Source organism: Halopelagius inordinatus, assembly GCF_900113245.1.
GTDB lineage: Archaea > Halobacteriota > Halobacteria > Halobacteriales > Haloferacaceae > Halopelagius > Halopelagius inordinatus.
On sequence record NZ_FOOQ01000001.1, the window covers coordinates 532,171 to 549,322 of the forward strand.

The following is a 17,152-nucleotide window of genomic DNA, read 5'->3' on the forward strand; positions in this document are numbered from 1 at the left end:
ACGGACGTGTGCAAGCCGAGGTAGCCTAGCCCGGCCAAGGCGGTAGATTCGAAATCTACTGTCCATTCGGACACGTGAGTTCAAATCTCACCCTCGGCGCTTTCTCACAGACCCACCCTCTGAGTGGCGCGTCTCGTCGCGCCGCGTTCTCGGCCGGAGCGACGTCCCGAGACGGCCGTCACGTCGCCCGACTACATATGAACTATTACACATAATAGTGGAATGAACGGAATTCGCCCAGTAGAACGCTCGAACCTCCGGTACGAATTTGTCAGTTAAGATTATGTATGTGGGGTGTCACTTGGTCACGTATGTCGAACAACGACTGGTCGATTTCGAGGCGAGGCTTCCTGGGTACCGTCGGCGGCGGCGCGCTGTTGGCGCTTTCGAGCGCACAGGCGGCGGGTCGGTCGCCAGCGCTCGACGACCCGCCGATAGATGAGGTCACGGTGAAAGACGACGTCGGCGTCGATATGCGCGACGGCACCGAACTGTCGACGGACGTCTACCTCCCCGAGTCGGGTGACGCGGCGGACGGCTATCCGACACTCGTCACGCGGACGCCGTACAAAAAGGAGTTCTACGGGGACCAAGCCGAGGGGTTCGCCCAGTACGGGTACGCCGTCGTCGTTCAGGACGTCCGCGGTAAGTTCGGTTCGCCCGGCGACTTCTACCCCTATCGGACCGCCGACGCCGCGTCGGAAGATAGCTACGACACCGTCGAGTGGGCGGCCGAACAGGACTGGTCGAACGGCAAGGTCGGCACCTACGGCATCTCCTACGCCGCGGGGACGCAGTGGTCGCTCGTTCACAACGAGGAACTTCCGCCGCATCTCGAAGCGATGGCCCCGGGATTCGCCGTCGCGAGTTACTACGGACAGGGTGCCTACGCCGGCGGCGCGGCGCTTCTCTCGCACAACATCGACTATCTGAACGGGTTCGCAATCGAGCAGTACAACCGAGACGACTCGAACCGAGACGAAACCGAGAGCCCGATTCCGGGCGAGGACGAACTCTCCCCCCTCGAAGAGGCCCAAGAAGCGATGATGCAACTCTACTGGGACCTCCCGGTGGTGCCCTTCGAACCGATGCAGGAGGCGGGCTACGACTATCTCAACGACTGGCACACGAACGAAGTCTACAACGAGTACTGGGAGCAACAAGACCACACCCGCCACTACGACAAGGTGGACGTCCCGGTGTTGAACTACGGCGGATGGTACGACATCTTCGATCAGGGCGTCATCTGGAACTTCGAGGGACTCAGAGACGAAAGCGACGCGCCGGAGCAAGCGGAACTCGTCATGGGGCCGTACACCCACGGCAATCAGGGTATCGAGGCGCAGGGCGCGGTGACGGGTCCGTTCCTCTTCGCCGACAACTCCGATTTCGACGAGATGACGCTTCTGCTGTCGTGGTTCGGCCGCACCCTGAAAGGCGAGTCTGAGGCGGGCGACAGTCCGCCCGTCCGCCTCTACGTCCCCGGACTCGACGAGTGGGTCGGTGCCGAGGAGTTCCCCCTCGCTGCGACCGAACACACCAAGTACTACCTCCACAGCGACGGAGACGCGGGCATCGGCGACATCACCGACACCGACTACCGCTACGAGGGGGTCCTCTCGACGGAGAAGACGCACTCCGAGTACGACGCCTCCCGCGACGAGTACACGTACGACCCGGCCGACCCCGTCGTGACCGGCGGCGGGTACAACACTCACTGGGAGGGCGGCGTCAACGACCGCGCGACGAGTTACCACCGGCGCGACGACATACTCGTCTACGAGACGGACGTCTTAGAGGAGGACGTCGCCGTCGTCGGCCCGATTACCGCGACCCTGTACGCCTCCTCGTCGGCGGTCGACACCGACTTCGTCGTGACGCTCTCCGACGTCAACCCGGTCGACCGTGCGGGCGGCCTCCGCGTCGCGGAGGGCGCGCGTCGGGGTCGTATCGGCGACGTGAGCGCCGACCCCCGCGATACGGAGACGTACTCCGAGGTGACCGAACTCGAACCCAGCGAGGTCTACGAGTGGAAGATAGCCGTCTGGCCGACGGCGCGCGTCTTCGAGGCGGGCCACCGCATCCGCATCGACGTCACGAGCAGCGACTTCCCGCGGTACTCCCGCAACCTCAACACCGGCGAGGGACTCACCGGCGAGGAGATGGAGGTGGCCGACCAGACTATCTACCACGACGCCGACCGACCCTCGAACGTGGAGTTACCCCTCGTTCCCGTCTCCGAACTGGAGGAGATGGTCATCGACGGACCGGTCCCCGGGGCGCCGAACGACGGGCACTCTCCCGACTGACCCCGCTGTCGGGTGCATTCCTCCGACGTCAGCCGATTTTCACTTTCACTCCCCTAGGATGAGATAGATATTCGTTCCGGTTCGAGAGAACGTATGAACGCGACGACGGCCGACGACCGACCGAACCGTCCCCCGAAGACGCGACGATTCGACGTGACCGACGTCACCACCGGAAACGTCGCGGAGTTCGCACGCTCCCGCCTCGGCGGGATGGACGTTCGGTTCGAGCGACGACCCGGGCGGACGCATCTCGTCGCCGAAGCGGACCGCTGACGGGGCCGAGAGGACGGCGTTCGCGGCGGCCGACGAAAACGAACGGCGGTCGCTCGCGGCGGTGCGTCGAGAGAACGAGTCGCCGAGAGAGACGCCCCGGGGAACCGCGAGATGCCGGGCCGTCAGTCGTCGGCGGGGGGGACGCCCTTCGACTCCTCGGCTTCCGCCTGTAGGAGTCGGTCCAGCGCGTTTACCATCGCGTCCACGCTGGCGCGGGTGATGTCCGCGTCCGACGCGGCGACGGTAACGGAGTGGTCGCCGCGACTCATCTCCACCTCGACGGTCACGACGGCGTTCGTCCCGCCGGTGATGGCGTCCACGTGGTACGAGTCCAGTTGGGCGTCGGCGTCGGAGCCGAGTGCGGAGCGAACCGCCTCGACGGCGGCGTCGACGGGACCGCTTCCCGTGCCCGAGGCGACGCGTTCCTCGTCATCCACGCGGAGGCGGACGCTCGCGGTGGGCGTTCCGCCGCCCGACGCGGCGGTGAGGTCCACCAGTTCGACGCGCCTGTCGCGTTCGCGCCCCTGCACGTCTTCCGCGATGGCGAGCAGGTCGGCGTCGGTGACGCGTTTGCCCCGGTCGCCGAGCGCTTTCACGCGGTCCACCACGGCGGCGAGTTCCTCGTCTGTCACGTCGACGCCGTGTTCGTCGAGTGCGGCGCGGACGCCCGCGCGTCCGGCGTGTTTGCCGAGGACGAGACGACGCTCTCGACCCACCGTCTCCGGCGCGTACGGTTCGTACATCGTGTCGTCTTTCAGCGTCCCGTCGGTGTGGATGCCGCTCTCGTGGGTGAACGCGTTCTCGCCCACGACGGCCTTGTTCGGCGGCAGGGGAACGCCCGTCGCCATCGCGACCTTCTGTGCGAGGCCGTACAGTTCGTCGAGTTTCACCGTCTCGACGCCGTAGCAGTGCGACAGTGCGATAGCGACCTCTTCGAGTGCGACGTTGCCCGCGCGTTCGCCGATGCCGTTTACGGTGGCGTGGACGAGGTCGGCGCCCGCCGCGAGACTGGCGTAGACGTTCGTCATCCCCAGCCCCAAGTCGTCGTGGGTGTGGGTGGACGTCGGTCCGATGTCCGCGAGGCGGGCGACGTACTCGTACGTCGTCTCCGGACTCGCGTCTCCGACGGTGTCGGCGTAACAGAGGCGGTCCGCGCCCGCGTCGAACGCCGCGCGCATGAGGCGTTCGAGGAAGTCGAGGTCCGCGCGAGAGCCGTCCTCGCCGATGACCTCGACCCAGAGGCCGTGGTCCTTCGCGTAGGCCACGAGGTCCTCCGTGTCTTCGACCACCCGGTCGTGCGTCGTCCCGACCTTTCGCTCGATGTGCATGTCGCTGCCGGGGACCACGATGGTCACCCCGTCGACGTCGCAGTCGAGCGCTAAATCGACGTCTCTCTGGACGCCGCGGGCGAAACTCGTCACCGTCGCGTCGAGTCCGAGCGACGTGACCTTGCGGATGGTCTCGCGTTCGCCCTCGCCGGTGCAGGCGCTTCCGGCCTCGATGTACTGGACGTCGGCCGCGTCGAGAGCGCTTGCTATCTCCGCTTTCTCCTCGGGCGTCAGCGAGATACCCGGCGCTTGTTCTCCGTCGCGCAGCGTCGTGTCTAAAAGCTGTACCCGGTCGTCTGAATCCAAAACGGATGTAGGGGTGTTGTTGGGGTTACCCCCGAATAAATCGACCACGAGTCATGTGCTCACACACTCCGTTACCGCGGACGCACTTAAAACGAACCCTCTCGACAGATTTTGTCTGCCGGATTCTCCCTTCGGTCGCCCCTCGTCTCACTCGACGAGTCGAATCGTGTCGCCGACGTCCACGTCGTCGGCGGCCCCCGCCGGGAGTTCGACGATGGTGTCCGCGAGTCCGAACCCGATTCCGGTCCACGCGGAGAGTCGCTTCTTCTTTTTCACCTCGCCGCCGCAGAGCCAGAGAGCGTCGATGTCGAAGGGGACGAACACCATGTGGAGGCTTCGCCTGTCGGTGTCGTCGAAGGGAAAGACGAGAGCGTAGTCGTCGGGGACGCCGCGACGAAACATCAGTCCGCGCGCTTTCGAGAGGAACGAGTCCGCCACCTCTGCGTCGGTGGCGAGCGTCTGTGCCCGTCCGTTGCGGTGGTGTTCGACCTGCACGCGTTGCTTTCTGGAGTCGTCCTACAAAACCGTTCAGGTCGAACGGAGGGGTCGAACCGCCGCCGCGACGGGAAGAACAAAGGTCTCTCGTGTCCGATTCGACGATTATGGAGGAGACGCCCACCGGAACGCCCGTGGGGGTGGACGACCCGTACGACCACTCGGGCGCGTGCGACCACCTCACCGGCGACGGGCGGTGCCGATTCGCTCTCGACAGGGCGGGCGACGACCCGGCGTTCGCCGCCGCGCGCCGCGCCGATGGCTACGAGTGTCTGGTCGCGGACGACGACTGCGAGTGGCGCGACTGCCCGCACTACCGTTCGACCACCGACGGCCGCGAGTGCGTCCGGTGCGGACTCGAAGAGGTCCGAATCGCACACGAGACCGAAAGCAGACCGCTTCTGGAGGAACACCACCTCTCGTACGGCGTCGCCGAACGGCGTTCGGCTGCACGTCGGACTCCGTCCGACGGCGGGGCCGAAGGCGACGACCCGAGCCACGAGATAACGGTCGCGCTCTGTCGGTGGTGTCACACGAAGGTCCACAGGTCGTTCGCCCGAATCGACGACGACGCCTCGCCGGACCCGGAGGCGTTCGCCGCCCGCGAGGCGCGTCGGACGAAAGAGCAAGCCGAGTTCGGCTTCCAGTCGGCGGCCGACCGGTTCGGAGACGAGTGACCGTCGTCGGTTCACCGAGACGTCTCCATTCGAGAGTGAACGTCTTGTCCGCCGACCCCGTACGGTCGCGTATGACCGACGCAGACGACGCTCCCTCGAAACTCGGACACGTCCACCTCAAAGTCCGCGACGTAGACGACTCGGTCGCGTTCTACCGCGACGTGCTCGGACTCTCCGTCACCGAACGCTACGCGAACTACGCCTTTCTCACGTTCGGTGACCACCACCACGACGTCGCCCTCCAAGCGGTGGGGCCGGAGGCGTCGGGGCCGAGGATGGGCGTCGGTCTCTACCACACCGCCTTCGAAGTCGAGTCACCGGACGCGCTCCGACGGACCGCAGAACGCCTCTCGGACCGCGGCGTCTCCGTCACGCCCGTGGACCATCGAATCAGCAAAGCGCTGTACTTCGACGACCCGGACGGAAACGGCGTCGAGGTGTATCTCGACACCCGCGAGGAGACGGGCCACGAGGAGTGGCACGGCGAGAACGGGCGGTTCGACCCGCAATCGCTCTAAGCGTCATTCGGTTTCGACGGCCGCGAGCAGTCCCGCCGCGACTGCGTCGACGCCGACGACGACCCAGTAACTGCAGACGCGATAGAGGATGGCGACGGCGGCGGCGGACTCGACGGAGACGCCCGCGACGGCGACCAGACCGGCCGTGACCGCCACCTCGATACCGCCCGCGCCGCCCGGAAGCGGCGACCACCCGACGAGTCCGGCGGCGGGCGCGACGAACAACGCCGCGGCGAACGGGACGCCGACGCCCAACGCCGTCCCCGCCGCCGTCAGCGACGCGGCGAACGCCATCCAGCCGACGGCGACGAACGACGCCGTCGCCGCGACGCGCCGTCTGTCGTCCGCGACGGCGTCTAACGCCCCGAAGTAGCTCTCGACGCGGCGTCGCACCGACTCCGGTTCGAACGCGGCGGCGACGGGTTCGACGCCGAGGCGCGTCGCCCCGCGGTAGAGCAGTCCAGAGACCCGCTCGACGAGTCGTTCGACGACGTGTCGCCGCCGAGTCACCAACGCGACGACGCCGACGGCGACGACGAGTGCGCCGGTCAGACCGCCGAGGAACGTCCGCACGTCGCCCACGTCCGCGCGGAGGAAGACGGCGGAGAGACCCAGCGTCGAGAGGGTGATAGCGGAGACGAGATTGAGGAGGTCGGTGACCGTCACCGCGGCGAGGCCCTCCTCGTACTCCAAGTCGAACGGGCGCGTCACCGCGTACGCGATTATCGCGGACCCGCTCAGTCGCCCCATCGGTAGCACCTGCCGAGCGAAGTCCCCCGAGAGGTAGGCGAGACGGTATTTCAGACCGCCGATGGGTTTCGTCCCGCCGAGGGCCCGCCTGAGGGCTTCTCCCCACGAGAGAATCGCCGCCACTCCGGCGACGCTTCCGACGGCGACGATACCGACGTCCGCCCGCGTGAGAGCGCGGAGGACCGCCACGCCGCCGGTGAGCCAGACGAACACCGCGAGAACGGCGACGGCGAGGACGAGGCCGATAGTCGCCCTCGCGGCGGGACGGAGGCGCGTGTACGAACTGACGCCGGGTGTGTCCACACCACCACGCAGGAGGGCGGAGAACTTTACGTGTCGGGTCTCGCACAGACCGCCGCCAATCGAACGACGCCGGAGGGGCACGCGTCGCGGAGTGTTCCGGACGCTTTTTGTCCGCGTCCCGACTAGCGAGACGTACCTAATGACTCGCATCGCCGTCATCGACAACCACGGCCAGTTCACCCACCTCGAACACCGGACGCTCCGCGACCTCGGGGTCGACGTCGAAATCCTCGACAACGACATCCCGGCCGCGGAGATAGACGCCGACGGTCTCGTCCTCTCTGGCGGTCCGGACATGGACCGCATCGGCAACTGCGCGGACTACCTCGAACTCGGCGTCCCCGTCCTCGGCATCTGTCTCGGCATGCAGATAATCGCCGCCGAACTCGACGGGCGAGTCGGATCGGGCGACTACGGCGGGTACGCCGACGTCGACGTCGAGATTCTCGACGACGACGACCCCCTCGTCGGTTCGCTCGCCCCCGAGACGCGCGTCTGGGCGAGTCACGCCGACGAAGTCAAGCAACTCCCCGACGGGTTCGTCCACACCGGAACCAGCGACGTCTGCGGCATCGAATCCATGAGCGACACCGACCGCGACCTGTACGGCGTCCAGTGGCATCCGGAAGTCGCCCACACCGAACGGGGAGAGGAAGTGTTCGAGAACTTCCTGGCTATCTGCGAGCGGTAGTCGCACGAGTTATACTACGGAAGACGTGAATGTTCCAGTATGACGGCGACTCAAAGTGACCTCGCGGGGCTGTCGCGGTTCATCTTCCGCGCCCCGAGTTGGTACGCAAGTCTCGCTTTCGCCCTGCTCTTGGCGGCGATGGCGGGCGTCGCCGCGTTCGATACCGGAACGTCCGTGCGGACGTGGCGCGGTCTGTTCTTCCTCGGGAAGGACGCGTGGGAGGGCATCTTCTTCATCGGCATTCCGACCGTCGTCGCGGTGTTCGGAACGACCGGCGTAGACCGGTTCGTCGGCGGGAAACTGACGCCGAACCGGTCGTCGCTTCTCGCCCTCGTCTCGGAGGTGATAATGGTCGCTATCGTCACCGCCGCCGCCATCGTCTCCGTACTCACGCCCCTCGGCCAGCGGTTCGTCTTCGACGCTCTCGTCCTCGCGTTGGCGTCGGTGTTCGCCTTCCGGTTGCTCGTCATCATGGCCGTCTCGCAGTCGTCGATTCTCGTGGCGGCGGTTCCGGCGAGCATCCAGTCTCTGACGGCGGCGGTTCTGCTCTTCATCTACAGCGGCGCTCTGCGATTTCTCTCCGTCGGCGGGCCGTTGTCGAACGCGTATCTGACGCCGTATCTCTCCCGCGCGGACCACGCGCCCGCCGCGTTCTCGGCTATCTCGCCGGACCACTTTCTCATCCTCGGGATGATGTGCGGGGTGTACGCCTTTTTCGTCTACGGCTTCATCGTCGTCGTAGACCGGCCGTGGCGGCGCAGTCTCGGCGTCTCCCTGCTCGACTTCCTCGGCGGGTTCATCGGCCACGTCGCAGAGGGCTCTCGCGAACTGGAGACGTTCTTCGAGGACTTGGGCGAGGAGGCCATCGTCCCCGTCACCGTCCTCTCGTTTCGCGAACCCGACGGCCCCGAGAAGGCGCGGTTCGTCCTGCCGATGATACACCCCGGTCCGATGGGTGAAATCGGCGGCGGAAACTTCCCCGAACGGGTCGCCCGGCGGTCCGAGGGACTCGCGTTCCCGCCGCACGCCACCGCGGGTCACGACTTCAACCTCGTCACCGAACGCGAGGTAGACACCATCTTAGACGCCGCGGACGACGCCCACGAGAACATCGACTACGGGACGGAGGCGACAGAGAGCGTTCGCACGGAGTCCGGCGAGGCGAAGATGCTCGGACAGGGGTTCGGCGACGACGCCCTCCTCGTTTCGACGTACGCGCCGGGGTTCGCCGACGACGTGGAGTACGCCGTCGGCCTCTCGGCGGCGGCGGAGGCGCGCACCACCGGCCTCGACGACGTCCTCCTCGTGGACGCGCACAACTGCAACAACGGACTCGACGGCCCCGACCTCGGCCACGTCACGCCCGGGTCGAGACGCTCTTTCGACATGATAACGGCCGCGGCGCTGACGGGCGAGAGACTGGGCGAGGCCGAACGCGGCGACGTCTCACTCGGCGTCGCGTGGCACCGGACGAGTTGGACGCCGATGCAGGGTATCGGCCCCCTCGGCATCCGCGTCTCGGTCACGGAGGTAAACGAGCAGACGACGGCCTACGTCCTCGTGGACGGCAACAACATGGAACCGGGACTGCGCGACGAACTCGTCTCCGAACTCGCAGGCGGGGAGTCGCCGCTCGTGGACGTCGTCGAGGTGATGACGACGGACACGCACATCGTAAACACCGTCAAAGCCGACAATCAGGTCGGGGCGGCGCTGGACCACGACGAACTTCGGGCGCTCGTCTCTGACCTCGTCGAGGAGGCGAAAGCCGACTGCGAACCCGTCGAGGCGGGCGTGGCCGTCGAACGCGCCGAGGTGACCGTGTTCGGTAACGACAGAACCGAGACGCTCGCCAGTCACGCCAACGCCGTCGTCTCGATGGGCGGCGCCTTCGCCGCCTCCGTCATCTTGGCCGCGATGGCCGTCAGCGTCCTCATCTTCCTGTTCGCGTGAGGCCCGCCGTCCTCTCTCGACTACGACTCCTCTCTGCGCTATCGACGGTGCCGTCACTCGGACGGACCTGGTCGTACCGCGTTCGAGGACGCTCCGAGGCCGTCCAACCGCCGAACCGTCGACCGTCGTGTGTCACCATATGACGCGGTGAACCACGGCAGTCGTCGCGAGACATCGGTCGTCGGTAAAAATGGAGCGCCGGTCGGACCGGCTCGTTACGTCTCGGCGGCGTCCGTCTCGTCGAACAGTTCGTCCACGGCGTCCCGCGCGGCGAGTGCGGCGTCGTCGGCCACCTCGTCCGCGTTCCCGGGCGCGTTGACGTACACGTCGACTTCGAGGACGCCGTCCTCGAACGTCACCGTCACGTCGAAGTCGGTGACGTCGGACTGCTTGTAGTTCGCGAAGATGACGCCTTCCGCGGCGTCTGCGGCCGTCTCCACGACCTCTTCGTCGGTCGGCATCGGCGCTTATGCGCCGCCTGCGCCACCGGGGCCCATCGGGCCGCCGCCCGCGCCGCCCTGCAGCATCTGCTGGAGCTCGCTTTGGAGGTCCTCGAACTGCTCTTGGACGCGCTCTTCTTGCTTTTGGAGCTGCTCGACGCGAACTTCGAGCGTGTCGACCTTCTCTTCGAGGTCGTCGTACGCCTCGTCGTACTCCGTCTCGACGAGAAGTTCGCCGATTTCGCGGTACATCGCTGTGTCCTCGTCGACGTCCTCGAGCGTTTCGAGGGCGGTCTTGGACTCGGTGAGCGTGGATTCGGCCTGCTGCTTCTGCGCGGCGACCGACTGTGCGGTCTCCTGCAGATCCTGAAGTTCTTCGAGTTTCTCTTGCGCTTCCGGCGGCAGATTACCCTGCATACTCTGGCCGACGGGATGCTGACTGAAAAAGGCCCGTATTCCGTGCGCCGAGCGGTCCGCCGAGACGCCCGCGGTCAGGCTTCGCGAGACCCTTCGTGCGGGTCGGTCTCACGGTCCGCCGAGGGTCGCTCGGCGGCGTCCGCCGCCACCGTCTCCGCGACCGAGACGAGACGAAGCCACGAGTTCGTCCCCGCCCGGAGGGCGACGATATCGGCGGCGTCCACGCGGACGGAGACGACTCGCCCCTCGCGTTCGACGGCGGCGGCCGACCGGGCGTCGTCTATCTCGCCGACTTCGACGCGGACGCTCTCTGCGACGATGCGGGCGCGTCGCTCGTCGGCGTAAGAGAATTCGAGCGTCGCGTCGTGCGCGCCGTCCATCGAAAGTCGAGAAGACAGAGAGTTACTCGACGGGAACTTCTTTCACGTCGGGCGCGCGTTCCTTCAGGAGGACGCGGTGCCCGCAGTACGGACAGCGCACGCCGCCGTACTCGTCCAGTTCGACGTCGCGCTTACAGCGAGAGCATTTGTAGCTCATTGTGTGGAATGTGAGTGTGAGACTGTTGTATCTTCCGCGTTACTCGTCGTCGTCCGACGAAAGCGCCGCGCGGATGGAACGACGGACCTGCTTTCCGCCGGGCGTCTCCGGCCGGTACGTGCCGCCGGTGAACACTTCGCCCGTCTCCTCGTTCTTCCAAATGCCCGTACCGAGGCGCTTGACGTCGTCGCCGTCGACTTTCGCAGAGCGCATCTCGGCTTCTATCTCCTTTACCCGGCGTCGTGCGACGCGCCCGTAGCGCGCGCCGAACCGACCGGCGCTACCGGTCGTTCGTGCCTTCTTTTCGGCCATAGTATCGCGTGATACCCGGGGCGGGCGGATAAAGCCTACGAGTCGTCCCCGCCGCGTGACTCGCGGTGACACGCCGCCAGTCGGCGTTCGTCCCGTCTCCGTCCGGCGGTTTCCCGCTCAGTTCACGTCCTGTAACTCCGCCTCGCGGAGGGCGTCGTTCAGGTCGTCGCGGACGAACTCGCCCGTCTCGGTGTCCATCGCCGTCGTCACGACGCGGTTCTCTTGGACGCTCGACCCGTCGCGCAGGAGTAGTCGGACGTTGCCGTTGCCGTCGGCGCGCGTCACCTTCGCGCGGAGACTCGTTCGAGAGCCGGTTCCGCTGGCGTCTATCGGCCCGGGGATTATCTTCTTGACGTGGGGGTGCCCCGCGACGACGCCGATGGCTCGGCGGCCCGTCCGCCCGCCGATGAGCGTCGAGTGCGACCCGCCGAGTTTCTCGCGCGGCGGCGTCTCCACCACGTCGAGGGCGCGTTTCCCGCGCCGTTCGATGACCCGTTCGACCGGGTTCTCCCCGGCGACGCGGAAGAACTCGTGGTGCAGTTGGGCGCGCGCCTCCCGAAGCACGTCTCTGTCGCCGGCGGCGTACACCTCCTCGGGCCGTTTCCGCCGCACCTCGTCCGCGACGAGTCCGGCGAAGTTCCGCAGTTCGACGACGCGGCCCTCCTCGTCGTCTTCGGGGACGGTCGTTACCGTCGTCTCTCCGATTATCTCCTCGTCGTCGAGCATCGTCAGGTTCGCGCGGGCGCGTTCGAAGACGACGACGACGGTGTCGCAGTTGGCGGTGTTGCAGGTGAGACAGTAGTCTCCCGGCTTCTCCAACGACGTCCCGCACCGCCCACAGTCCATAGTCGTCGGAAGGCGTCGGTCGCATAAAAGCGCGGTCATCGTCACCCACCTTTTTACGCCTCGGGTCGCGCGGAGCGCGACCTCTCGGCGTCATCAGAACGCTCCGCGTTCTGATTGGCTAACGAGATGCTTCGCGTCTCGTGAACGCAAAAACCTGGAGGGAACAAGGCGGCGTCTCGCTCACGTTCGTTCGCTCGACGCGGTACAGTGTCAGCCCTCACTCACGTCTCTATTGGAATACGCAATCGTTGATATATACTGCGTGCTGGATACGGTAGATTCCTCTCTCGGGGTGCGTCGGTTATTCTCATCATTGGTTCTGAACTAGACGCTATGTAGGTGTGCTTACTGATACACTCGTCTGAGAGCAGATTGCGTAACGGTTATCGCGACGACGACAACTGCAAACCTCGACAACACCCCCAAGTTCGAATATGCCCGTAGGGCGAAAAGAAGCGCGAGGGCTACTACGGCAGAGGCGACCATTACCTGATTCTCGCGGGAAACCATATCGCAAATCAAGAGAGTTGAACAAAGTACCTACCGAAAGGTGGTTCCCTGTACTGGGTGTCCACTCTGGAGGAGACCATTCGTTTAGTAAGAGTGCGAACTTATCGGAGTTCACCGAACGCAAACGCCATACGGTATTAAGTTACGGATCTGACATGGATAGGACGGTTCGGAATTCGCTCGAAGACTGGTACAACCCGAATATTCAGTCTGCAGTGATTCTGTTACTGGGTTCGAGTTTCAGCCTCTTTCTGTTCCTCAACAGCCCGGATTTTACGAACCCGTACTACGTTTTCGGAATCGCAGTAATGGGATTCACAATCGTCTTTGCGGTGGTTCTGCTCATCTCTGTGCTACTAAAGCGCCGATAGACTACTACCCTGTACGTAACACCCAGGTCGGGAACGTTGCACGACCGATATGCGGTCTGTCTTCGGCACGGCCTCTGAAACTTCTCATCGCGTGTGGGTTTCAATAAAGCCTCACTTATCGGTCCGCTCGGAAGACCGGTCTCCGAACGTGTTGCCCGAGTTCAGTACTGTTCGTGAGGAACGTAGCCGTGGCGGTCGGGCACCGAATCGCACCGCGAGGCGAACGGAGCGAGCCTTCGCGGCCTTTTTCCCTCCAAGTTTTTGGTGGGGGTTCGAGCGCGCCGGAGGCGCGCGAGGACTCCCTCGAAAAAGGTGGGGTTACTGCTCGCGCGGACTCGTCTTCAGATACTCGCGGAGGAGTACGGTCGCGTACGACCCGGACGGAAGCGAAAACGAGAGCGAGTACGCGTCGTCCTCGACGTCTACGTCCACCTCGGTCCGGAGGAGGACGGCCCGGCGCGTCCCCGAGGAGTCGAACTCACCCGGAAGGTCGAAGTCCGCGGGTTCGAGGTCTAACTCGTCCATCACGCCCCGTTCTATCTCTCCCGCCTCTCCCTCGGCGAACTCGGTGTCGGTGCCGACGAGAGGCGCGGTGACGAACGCCCGGCCGCGTTCGCAGTGTCTCGCCATCACGTCTACTCTCCGACCGGTGGCGACCTGCGTTCTGTCGGTGTCCGGGCGGTAGAGACCCTCGGGCGCGTCGCGGTCGGAGAAACAGACCACGTCGCCTTCGACGGGGCGCGCGAGGGGCATCCCGCGTTCGAGGCGTTCGCTCAGTATCCTGTTGAACGCGTACGATTGGGCGGCGTTGACGAACAGTCGCTGGAGGTTCCGCGGGACCGCTTCGAGGGCGTGCCGCCAGTCGTCGTCCGTCTCGTCGCCGTCCGCCGCGAGGCGGTGGAGCATGGAGCGTTCGTACCGGAGGCGGTTCGGCATCCGCTCTAAGGCGGCGTCCCAGTCCGGGTCGGCCGACTCGGCCTGTTCTTCGACGAACCGCCGGGCGTCCTGCGTCCCCTCGGGTTCCGCGTCGAACGGGTTTCCGGCGTACGTCAGGACGGCCTCGCGCCACTCGCCGCGGACGACGCAGAGACCGACGGCGTGGGTCACGGGGCGGCGACTTCCGAACCGCTGGTGACCGAAGTAGTTCGGAACCGCCACGTCTTCGGGGTACGACGGCTCTCTTTCTTTCTCGTCGCCGGTCAGAAACGCCGCGAGGTCGGCGGTGACGGCTTCGGCGTTCTCGGGGCTCTCCGCGTCGCTGACGCGAATCTCGAAGGCGTTGCCCGCCAAATCGCCGAAGCCGAGGTCCCGCCCGATTCGCCCGAGGACCTCCGCGTCGGCGTCGCGAACGTCGGGAATCGCGTCCGGTTCGACGCCCTGCACGGAGAACAACTGCGTCGTGACCGCGTGCTTGTCTTTCGTTCCGGCCCACGCGACGCGTTCGCGACTGACGCCGAGGGCGTCCGAGAGGCGGCGCGCGTAGTCGTTCGTGTCCCACCCGCGGAGGGTGACCCGCAGGAGGAGGTAGGGGTAGTCGCCGACGTCGGAGGTCACCGGTTCGGGCTCCATCCCCTCCAGTTCGCGAACGCGGAATGCTTCGGGCGACGCCCGGAGACGACCGCCCGTCCCCGCGGCGTCGCTGACGTACCGTTCGATACCGACGCGCCGTTCCAGTGGGTGTGCCTCTCGCATTACTCTCTCCCCGGCGGTTCCGGTCGTCGCAACTTCCGCCCGGGTTCACAAGGCCCCTCCGGTTTGCGGGTCGCGAGGGCGAACGCGGTGAGCCCTCCAATTAGCAAGCGGGAGCGAAGCGACACGCGGGCGGCGAGGCCGTGTGAGTGCGCGAAGAGGACGCGAGGAGAGTCACCCGCCGTCGGCCCCGTCGCGTATCGGACGTTCGAGGAGTTCGCCGACGGCGTCCACTATCTCCTCTTTCGTCACGGGCTTCGTCAGGTAGGTGTCGAACGACGCGTTCACGCCGTCTACGTCCACGGCGGGGTCCACCGCCGTCACCATCGCCACGCGGCAGTCGAACCCGCGTTCGCGTATCTCCGCCAGCGTCTCGTCGCCCGAGAGGTCCGGCATCCGGCGGTCCAGAAGAACCGCGTCCACGTCGCCGTCCACGAGTTGGAGGGCCTCTCGGCCGCCGGTGGCGGTGCGGACGTCGGCGACGTCCGAGAGCCACATGGCGTACGCCTCGACGACTGCCTCTTCGTCCTCGACGACGAGTACGGTCGGTGGGTCCTCGGCCATCGTGTTCTTGTAGGAGTTCGAGACTCTCCGCACAAAACAGTAGCGGCCAGTCCACGGCGGACGCCGTCAGTTCGAGACGCCGGTGACCTCGAACCGCGCGCCTCCCGCGTCGGACTCGCTCAAAGAGATAGCCCACCCGTGGGCCGACGCGATTTCGGCGACGATGTTCAGGCCGAACCCCGTCCCGCCGTCCGTCGTCGAATAGCCGTACTCGAAGACGTCGTCGCGTTCGTCCTCCGGGATGCCCGGGCCGTCGTCGCTGACGGCGAACCCGTCCGCAATCGGGTCGACGCGGACGGCCACGTCGGGACCGGCGTGCGACACGGCGTTGTCGAGCAGGTTCTCGAAGAGACGGCGGACGCGCCGAGGGTCGCCTTCGACCGTACCGAGTTCGTCCGAGACGACGACGGTACCGGTACCGGACGGCGTCGATTCCCACGCGCGTTCGACGGCCCGGGCGAGTTCGACCGGTTCGGGGTCGGTGACCGTCGCCCCGTCGCGGGCGAGTGCCAACACGTCGTCGACGATGTCCGCCATCCGGCCGTGGAGTCGGTCGAGGGCGTCGAGGTGGTCGCTCTCGACGCCCTCAGACTCGCGGAGCAGCGTCACCTGCGCCTGCGCGGCGTTCAACGGGTTCCGAAGGTCGTGCGAGAGGACGCTCGCGAACCGTTCGAGATGCTCCTCTCTCCGTTTTCGTTCCGTGATGTCGCGCGCGACGCCGACCGCTCCGTCGTACTCCCCGTCGTCGCTCGGAAGCGGTGCGATGTTCGCCTCGACGGTGCGAGCGCTCCCGTCAGACCGTTCGATGGTCCCTTCGAGTCGAAGCGACTCGCTTGGGTCTCCGGCGAGTTCGTGAATCCGGTCGAACTCGTCGCCGTCGCTCTCGGCGTCGGCGAAGACGCACCCGGGGTCCGCTCCCCGCAGTTCCTCGCGGGGGTATCCGCTGAGAGAGACGGCGGCGTCGTTGACGAACCCCAGACGGTCCCGTTCGTCGAGGGTGAAAACCGGGTCCGAGACCAGAGAGACGAGTCGCTTGTACTGCTGCAGTTCCGCCTCCGTTCGCTTTCTGTCGTCGATATCGCGGACGGTGCTCAGCAGGTAGTCGCGTCCGTCCGCCTCCGTCCGCGAGAGCGTCACCTCGGTCCAAAACTCCGTCCCGTCTCTCGCCTCCGCCTTCCATTCGAAGGTGGCTTTCCCCTCGCGTCGCGCCTCGTCGAACCGCGCTTCGAGTGCGTCTCTGTCCTGTCCCTCGACGTCCGCGCTGTACGCTTCGACTGCCAGCGATTCGAACTCCGAGGGAGTGTAGCCGTACAACTCCTCTACGGACTCGCTGACGGCGAGCGTCTCGCCCGTCTCGGCGTCCCGAACGCTCACGACGCCGTCGACGTTCGTCAGTACGTCGAGAAGCGTCTCGTCCGGGTCGGACGCGGCGAACTCTTTCATCGTTCGGTATGGTGTCTGACCACAGGTAAGCGGTTTGGCCAGTCGGTGTGCATCGGACGGCGGTCAGTACAGCGACAGATTCCCCGTAACGCGGTCGATGGCGTCGTCGGGACCCGGGCCGACGGCGAGTGCGGTGACCGTTCCGGAGTCCAGTTGCGTGTGCCCGGCGTCGCGAATTATCGCGTGCGGGAGGCCCTCTCGTTCCGCGGCGTCGGCGAGTTCGAACAGTTTCGACTCGCCGTTGGCCTTCAGCACTATCTTCTTTTGACCGCTTCCCTTCCACTGAGAGCGCGTCCGGGCGTCCGTGTCCTCGTACGCCGAGAGCGACGCGTGCGCCACTTGCGCGGCGAGTTTGCCGCGGCCCATCCCGAGGTCCGCGCGGGCGACGATGGCCTGCTTCATACTCCGAATCCACGCCGC

General features: G+C 66.0%; 19 protein-coding genes and 1 tRNA gene. 7 read left to right on the forward strand and 13 right to left on the reverse strand.

The genetic code is table 11. The features are described 5' to 3' along the window. Positions 1 to 14: 14 nt before the first annotated feature. The 3 genes from BM167_RS02875 to BM167_RS02885 all read left to right on the forward strand — a co-directional run bounded on the left by BM167_RS02875 (position 15) and on the right by BM167_RS02885 (position 2,582). Positions 15 to 99, forward strand: a tRNA-Ser gene (locus BM167_RS02875). 212 nt (positions 100 to 311) lie between these two features. Then, the gene (locus BM167_RS02880) at positions 312 to 2,309 is read left to right on the forward strand and encodes a CocE/NonD family hydrolase (RefSeq protein WP_177213271.1); all 1,998 of its coding nucleotides are present in this window, start codon (positions 312 to 314) and stop codon (positions 2,307 to 2,309) included. Positions 2,310 to 2,402: 93 nt separating this feature from the next. Further along, positions 2,403 to 2,582, forward strand: coding sequence for a hypothetical protein (locus tag BM167_RS02885; protein ID WP_092888445.1), 180 nt, complete (start codon positions 2,403 to 2,405; stop codon positions 2,580 to 2,582). 122 nt (positions 2,583 to 2,704) lie between these two features. Here BM167_RS02885 and BM167_RS02890 read toward each other — a convergent pair whose 3' ends face one another. Continuing rightward, positions 2,705 to 4,264, reverse strand: coding sequence for a (R)-citramalate synthase (locus tag BM167_RS02890; protein WP_092888448.1), 1,560 nt, complete (start codon positions 4,262 to 4,264; stop codon positions 2,705 to 2,707). A 99-nt stretch (positions 4,265 to 4,363) separates the two neighbouring features. Beyond that, positions 4,364 to 4,711 (reverse strand): DUF192 domain-containing protein, encoded by a 348-nt coding sequence (locus BM167_RS02895; RefSeq protein WP_092888451.1) that lies wholly within the window; start codon positions 4,709 to 4,711, stop codon positions 4,364 to 4,366. A gap of 107 nt (positions 4,712 to 4,818) precedes the next feature. On the opposite strand from BM167_RS02895, the gene BM167_RS02900 reads away from it, so the two are divergent. After that, positions 4,819 to 5,388: a DUF7097 family protein gene (locus BM167_RS02900; RefSeq protein ID WP_092888454.1), complete on the forward strand. Its 570-nt coding sequence runs from the start codon at positions 4,819 to 4,821 to the stop codon at positions 5,386 to 5,388. A gap of 71 nt (positions 5,389 to 5,459) precedes the next feature. Continuing rightward, positions 5,460 to 5,906: a VOC family protein gene (locus BM167_RS02905; RefSeq protein WP_092888457.1), complete on the forward strand. Its 447-nt coding sequence runs from the start codon at positions 5,460 to 5,462 to the stop codon at positions 5,904 to 5,906. A gap of 3 nt (positions 5,907 to 5,909) precedes the next feature. On the opposite strand, the gene BM167_RS02910 is transcribed toward BM167_RS02905, so the two are convergent. Next, positions 5,910 to 6,959 carry a lysylphosphatidylglycerol synthase transmembrane domain-containing protein gene (locus BM167_RS02910; protein ID WP_245781295.1) on the reverse strand — a complete coding sequence of 350 codons (1,050 nt, stop codon included), beginning with the start codon at positions 6,957 to 6,959 and terminating at the stop codon, positions 5,910 to 5,912. Between the two features lie 139 nt (positions 6,960 to 7,098). Here BM167_RS02910 and BM167_RS02915 point away from each other — a divergent pair, with 139 nt between their 5' ends. Together BM167_RS02915 and BM167_RS02920 are read left to right on the forward strand one after the other, a co-directional pair. Beyond that, positions 7,099 to 7,650 carry a GMP synthase subunit A gene (locus BM167_RS02915; RefSeq protein ID WP_092888463.1) on the forward strand — a complete coding sequence of 184 codons (552 nt, stop codon included), beginning with the start codon at positions 7,099 to 7,101 and terminating at the stop codon, positions 7,648 to 7,650. 39 nt (positions 7,651 to 7,689) lie between these two features. Further along, a complete protein-coding gene (locus tag BM167_RS02920; protein WP_092888466.1) occupies positions 7,690 to 9,603 on the forward strand; it encodes a DUF2070 family protein in 1,914 nt (637 codons plus the stop codon). A 215-nt stretch (positions 9,604 to 9,818) separates the two neighbouring features. Here BM167_RS02920 and BM167_RS02925 read toward each other — a convergent pair whose 3' ends face one another. The 10 genes from BM167_RS02925 to pth2 all read right to left on the reverse strand — a co-directional run bounded on the left by BM167_RS02925 (position 9,819) and on the right by pth2 (position 17,134). Then, on the reverse strand, positions 9,819 to 10,064 hold the full coding sequence (locus tag BM167_RS02925; RefSeq protein WP_092888469.1) for a DUF3194 domain-containing protein: 246 nt from the start codon (positions 10,062 to 10,064) through the stop codon (positions 9,819 to 9,821). A 6-nt stretch (positions 10,065 to 10,070) separates the two neighbouring features. After that, the gene (locus BM167_RS02930; RefSeq protein WP_092888472.1) at positions 10,071 to 10,460 is read right to left on the reverse strand and encodes a prefoldin subunit beta; all 390 of its coding nucleotides are present in this window, start codon (positions 10,458 to 10,460) and stop codon (positions 10,071 to 10,073) included. Positions 10,461 to 10,534: 74 nt separating this feature from the next. Then, positions 10,535 to 10,840 carry a KEOPS complex subunit Pcc1 gene (locus BM167_RS02935; RefSeq protein ID WP_092888475.1) on the reverse strand — a complete coding sequence of 102 codons (306 nt, stop codon included), beginning with the start codon at positions 10,838 to 10,840 and terminating at the stop codon, positions 10,535 to 10,537. 22 nt (positions 10,841 to 10,862) lie between these two features. Continuing rightward, positions 10,863 to 10,997, reverse strand: a complete 135-nt coding sequence (locus tag BM167_RS02940) for a DNA-directed RNA polymerase subunit P (RefSeq protein ID WP_089764242.1) — start codon at positions 10,995 to 10,997, stop codon at positions 10,863 to 10,865. Positions 10,998 to 11,036: 39 nt separating this feature from the next. Next, the gene (locus BM167_RS02945) at positions 11,037 to 11,309 is read right to left on the reverse strand and encodes an eL43 family ribosomal protein (protein WP_092888478.1); all 273 of its coding nucleotides are present in this window, start codon (positions 11,307 to 11,309) and stop codon (positions 11,037 to 11,039) included. A gap of 117 nt (positions 11,310 to 11,426) precedes the next feature. Further along, positions 11,427 to 12,155 (reverse strand): DUF2103 domain-containing protein, encoded by a 729-nt coding sequence (locus BM167_RS02950; protein ID WP_092888481.1) that lies wholly within the window; start codon positions 12,153 to 12,155, stop codon positions 11,427 to 11,429. A 1,199-nt stretch (positions 12,156 to 13,354) separates the two neighbouring features. Then, the gene (gene truD, locus BM167_RS02960; protein WP_092888487.1) at positions 13,355 to 14,728 is read right to left on the reverse strand and encodes a tRNA pseudouridine(13) synthase TruD; all 1,374 of its coding nucleotides are present in this window, start codon (positions 14,726 to 14,728) and stop codon (positions 13,355 to 13,357) included. A gap of 171 nt (positions 14,729 to 14,899) precedes the next feature. After that, positions 14,900 to 15,289, reverse strand: coding sequence for a response regulator transcription factor (locus tag BM167_RS02965; protein ID WP_092888490.1), 390 nt, complete (start codon positions 15,287 to 15,289; stop codon positions 14,900 to 14,902). A 66-nt stretch (positions 15,290 to 15,355) separates the two neighbouring features. Continuing rightward, on the reverse strand, positions 15,356 to 16,732 hold the full coding sequence (locus BM167_RS02970) for a PAS domain S-box protein (RefSeq protein WP_092888493.1): 1,377 nt from the start codon (positions 16,730 to 16,732) through the stop codon (positions 15,356 to 15,358). 63 nt (positions 16,733 to 16,795) lie between these two features. Next, the gene (gene pth2, locus BM167_RS02975) at positions 16,796 to 17,134 is read right to left on the reverse strand and encodes a peptidyl-tRNA hydrolase Pth2 (RefSeq protein ID WP_092888496.1); all 339 of its coding nucleotides are present in this window, start codon (positions 17,132 to 17,134) and stop codon (positions 16,796 to 16,798) included. Positions 17,135 to 17,152 lie beyond the last annotated feature (18 nt).

Coding starts and splice junctions, on each gene's coding strand:
- BM167_RS02880 (WP_177213271.1), top strand. CDS start 312: ATGTCGAACAACGACTGGTCGATTTCGAGGCGAGGCTTCCTGGGTACC.
- BM167_RS02885 (WP_092888445.1), top strand. CDS start 2,403: ATGAACGCGACGACGGCCGACGACCGACCGAACCGTCCCCCGAAGACG.
- BM167_RS02900 (WP_092888454.1), top strand. CDS start 4,819: ATGGAGGAGACGCCCACCGGAACGCCCGTGGGGGTGGACGACCCGTAC.
- BM167_RS02905 (WP_092888457.1), top strand. CDS start 5,460: ATGACCGACGCAGACGACGCTCCCTCGAAACTCGGACACGTCCACCTC.
- BM167_RS02915 (WP_092888463.1), top strand. CDS start 7,099: ATGACTCGCATCGCCGTCATCGACAACCACGGCCAGTTCACCCACCTC.
- BM167_RS02920 (WP_092888466.1), top strand. CDS start 7,690: ATGACGGCGACTCAAAGTGACCTCGCGGGGCTGTCGCGGTTCATCTTC.
- BM167_RS02925 (WP_092888469.1), bottom strand. CDS start 10,064: ATGCCGACCGACGAAGAGGTCGTGGAGACGGCCGCAGACGCCGCGGAA.
- BM167_RS02930 (WP_092888472.1), bottom strand. CDS start 10,460: ATGCAGGGTAATCTGCCGCCGGAAGCGCAAGAGAAACTCGAAGAACTT.
- BM167_RS02935 (WP_092888475.1), bottom strand. CDS start 10,840: ATGGACGGCGCGCACGACGCGACGCTCGAATTCTCTTACGCCGACGAG.
- BM167_RS02940 (WP_089764242.1), bottom strand. CDS start 10,997: ATGAGCTACAAATGCTCTCGCTGTAAGCGCGACGTCGAACTGGACGAG.
- BM167_RS02945 (WP_092888478.1), bottom strand. CDS start 11,309: ATGGCCGAAAAGAAGGCACGAACGACCGGTAGCGCCGGTCGGTTCGGC.
- BM167_RS02950 (WP_092888481.1), bottom strand. CDS start 12,155: ATGGACTGTGGGCGGTGCGGGACGTCGTTGGAGAAGCCGGGAGACTAC.
- truD (WP_092888487.1), bottom strand. CDS start 14,728: ATGCGAGAGGCACACCCACTGGAACGGCGCGTCGGTATCGAACGGTAC.
- BM167_RS02965 (WP_092888490.1), bottom strand. CDS start 15,289: ATGGCCGAGGACCCACCGACCGTACTCGTCGTCGAGGACGAAGAGGCA.
- BM167_RS02970 (WP_092888493.1), bottom strand. CDS start 16,732: ATGAAAGAGTTCGCCGCGTCCGACCCGGACGAGACGCTTCTCGACGTA.
- pth2 (WP_092888496.1), bottom strand. CDS start 17,134: ATGAAGCAGGCCATCGTCGCCCGCGCGGACCTCGGGATGGGCCGCGGC.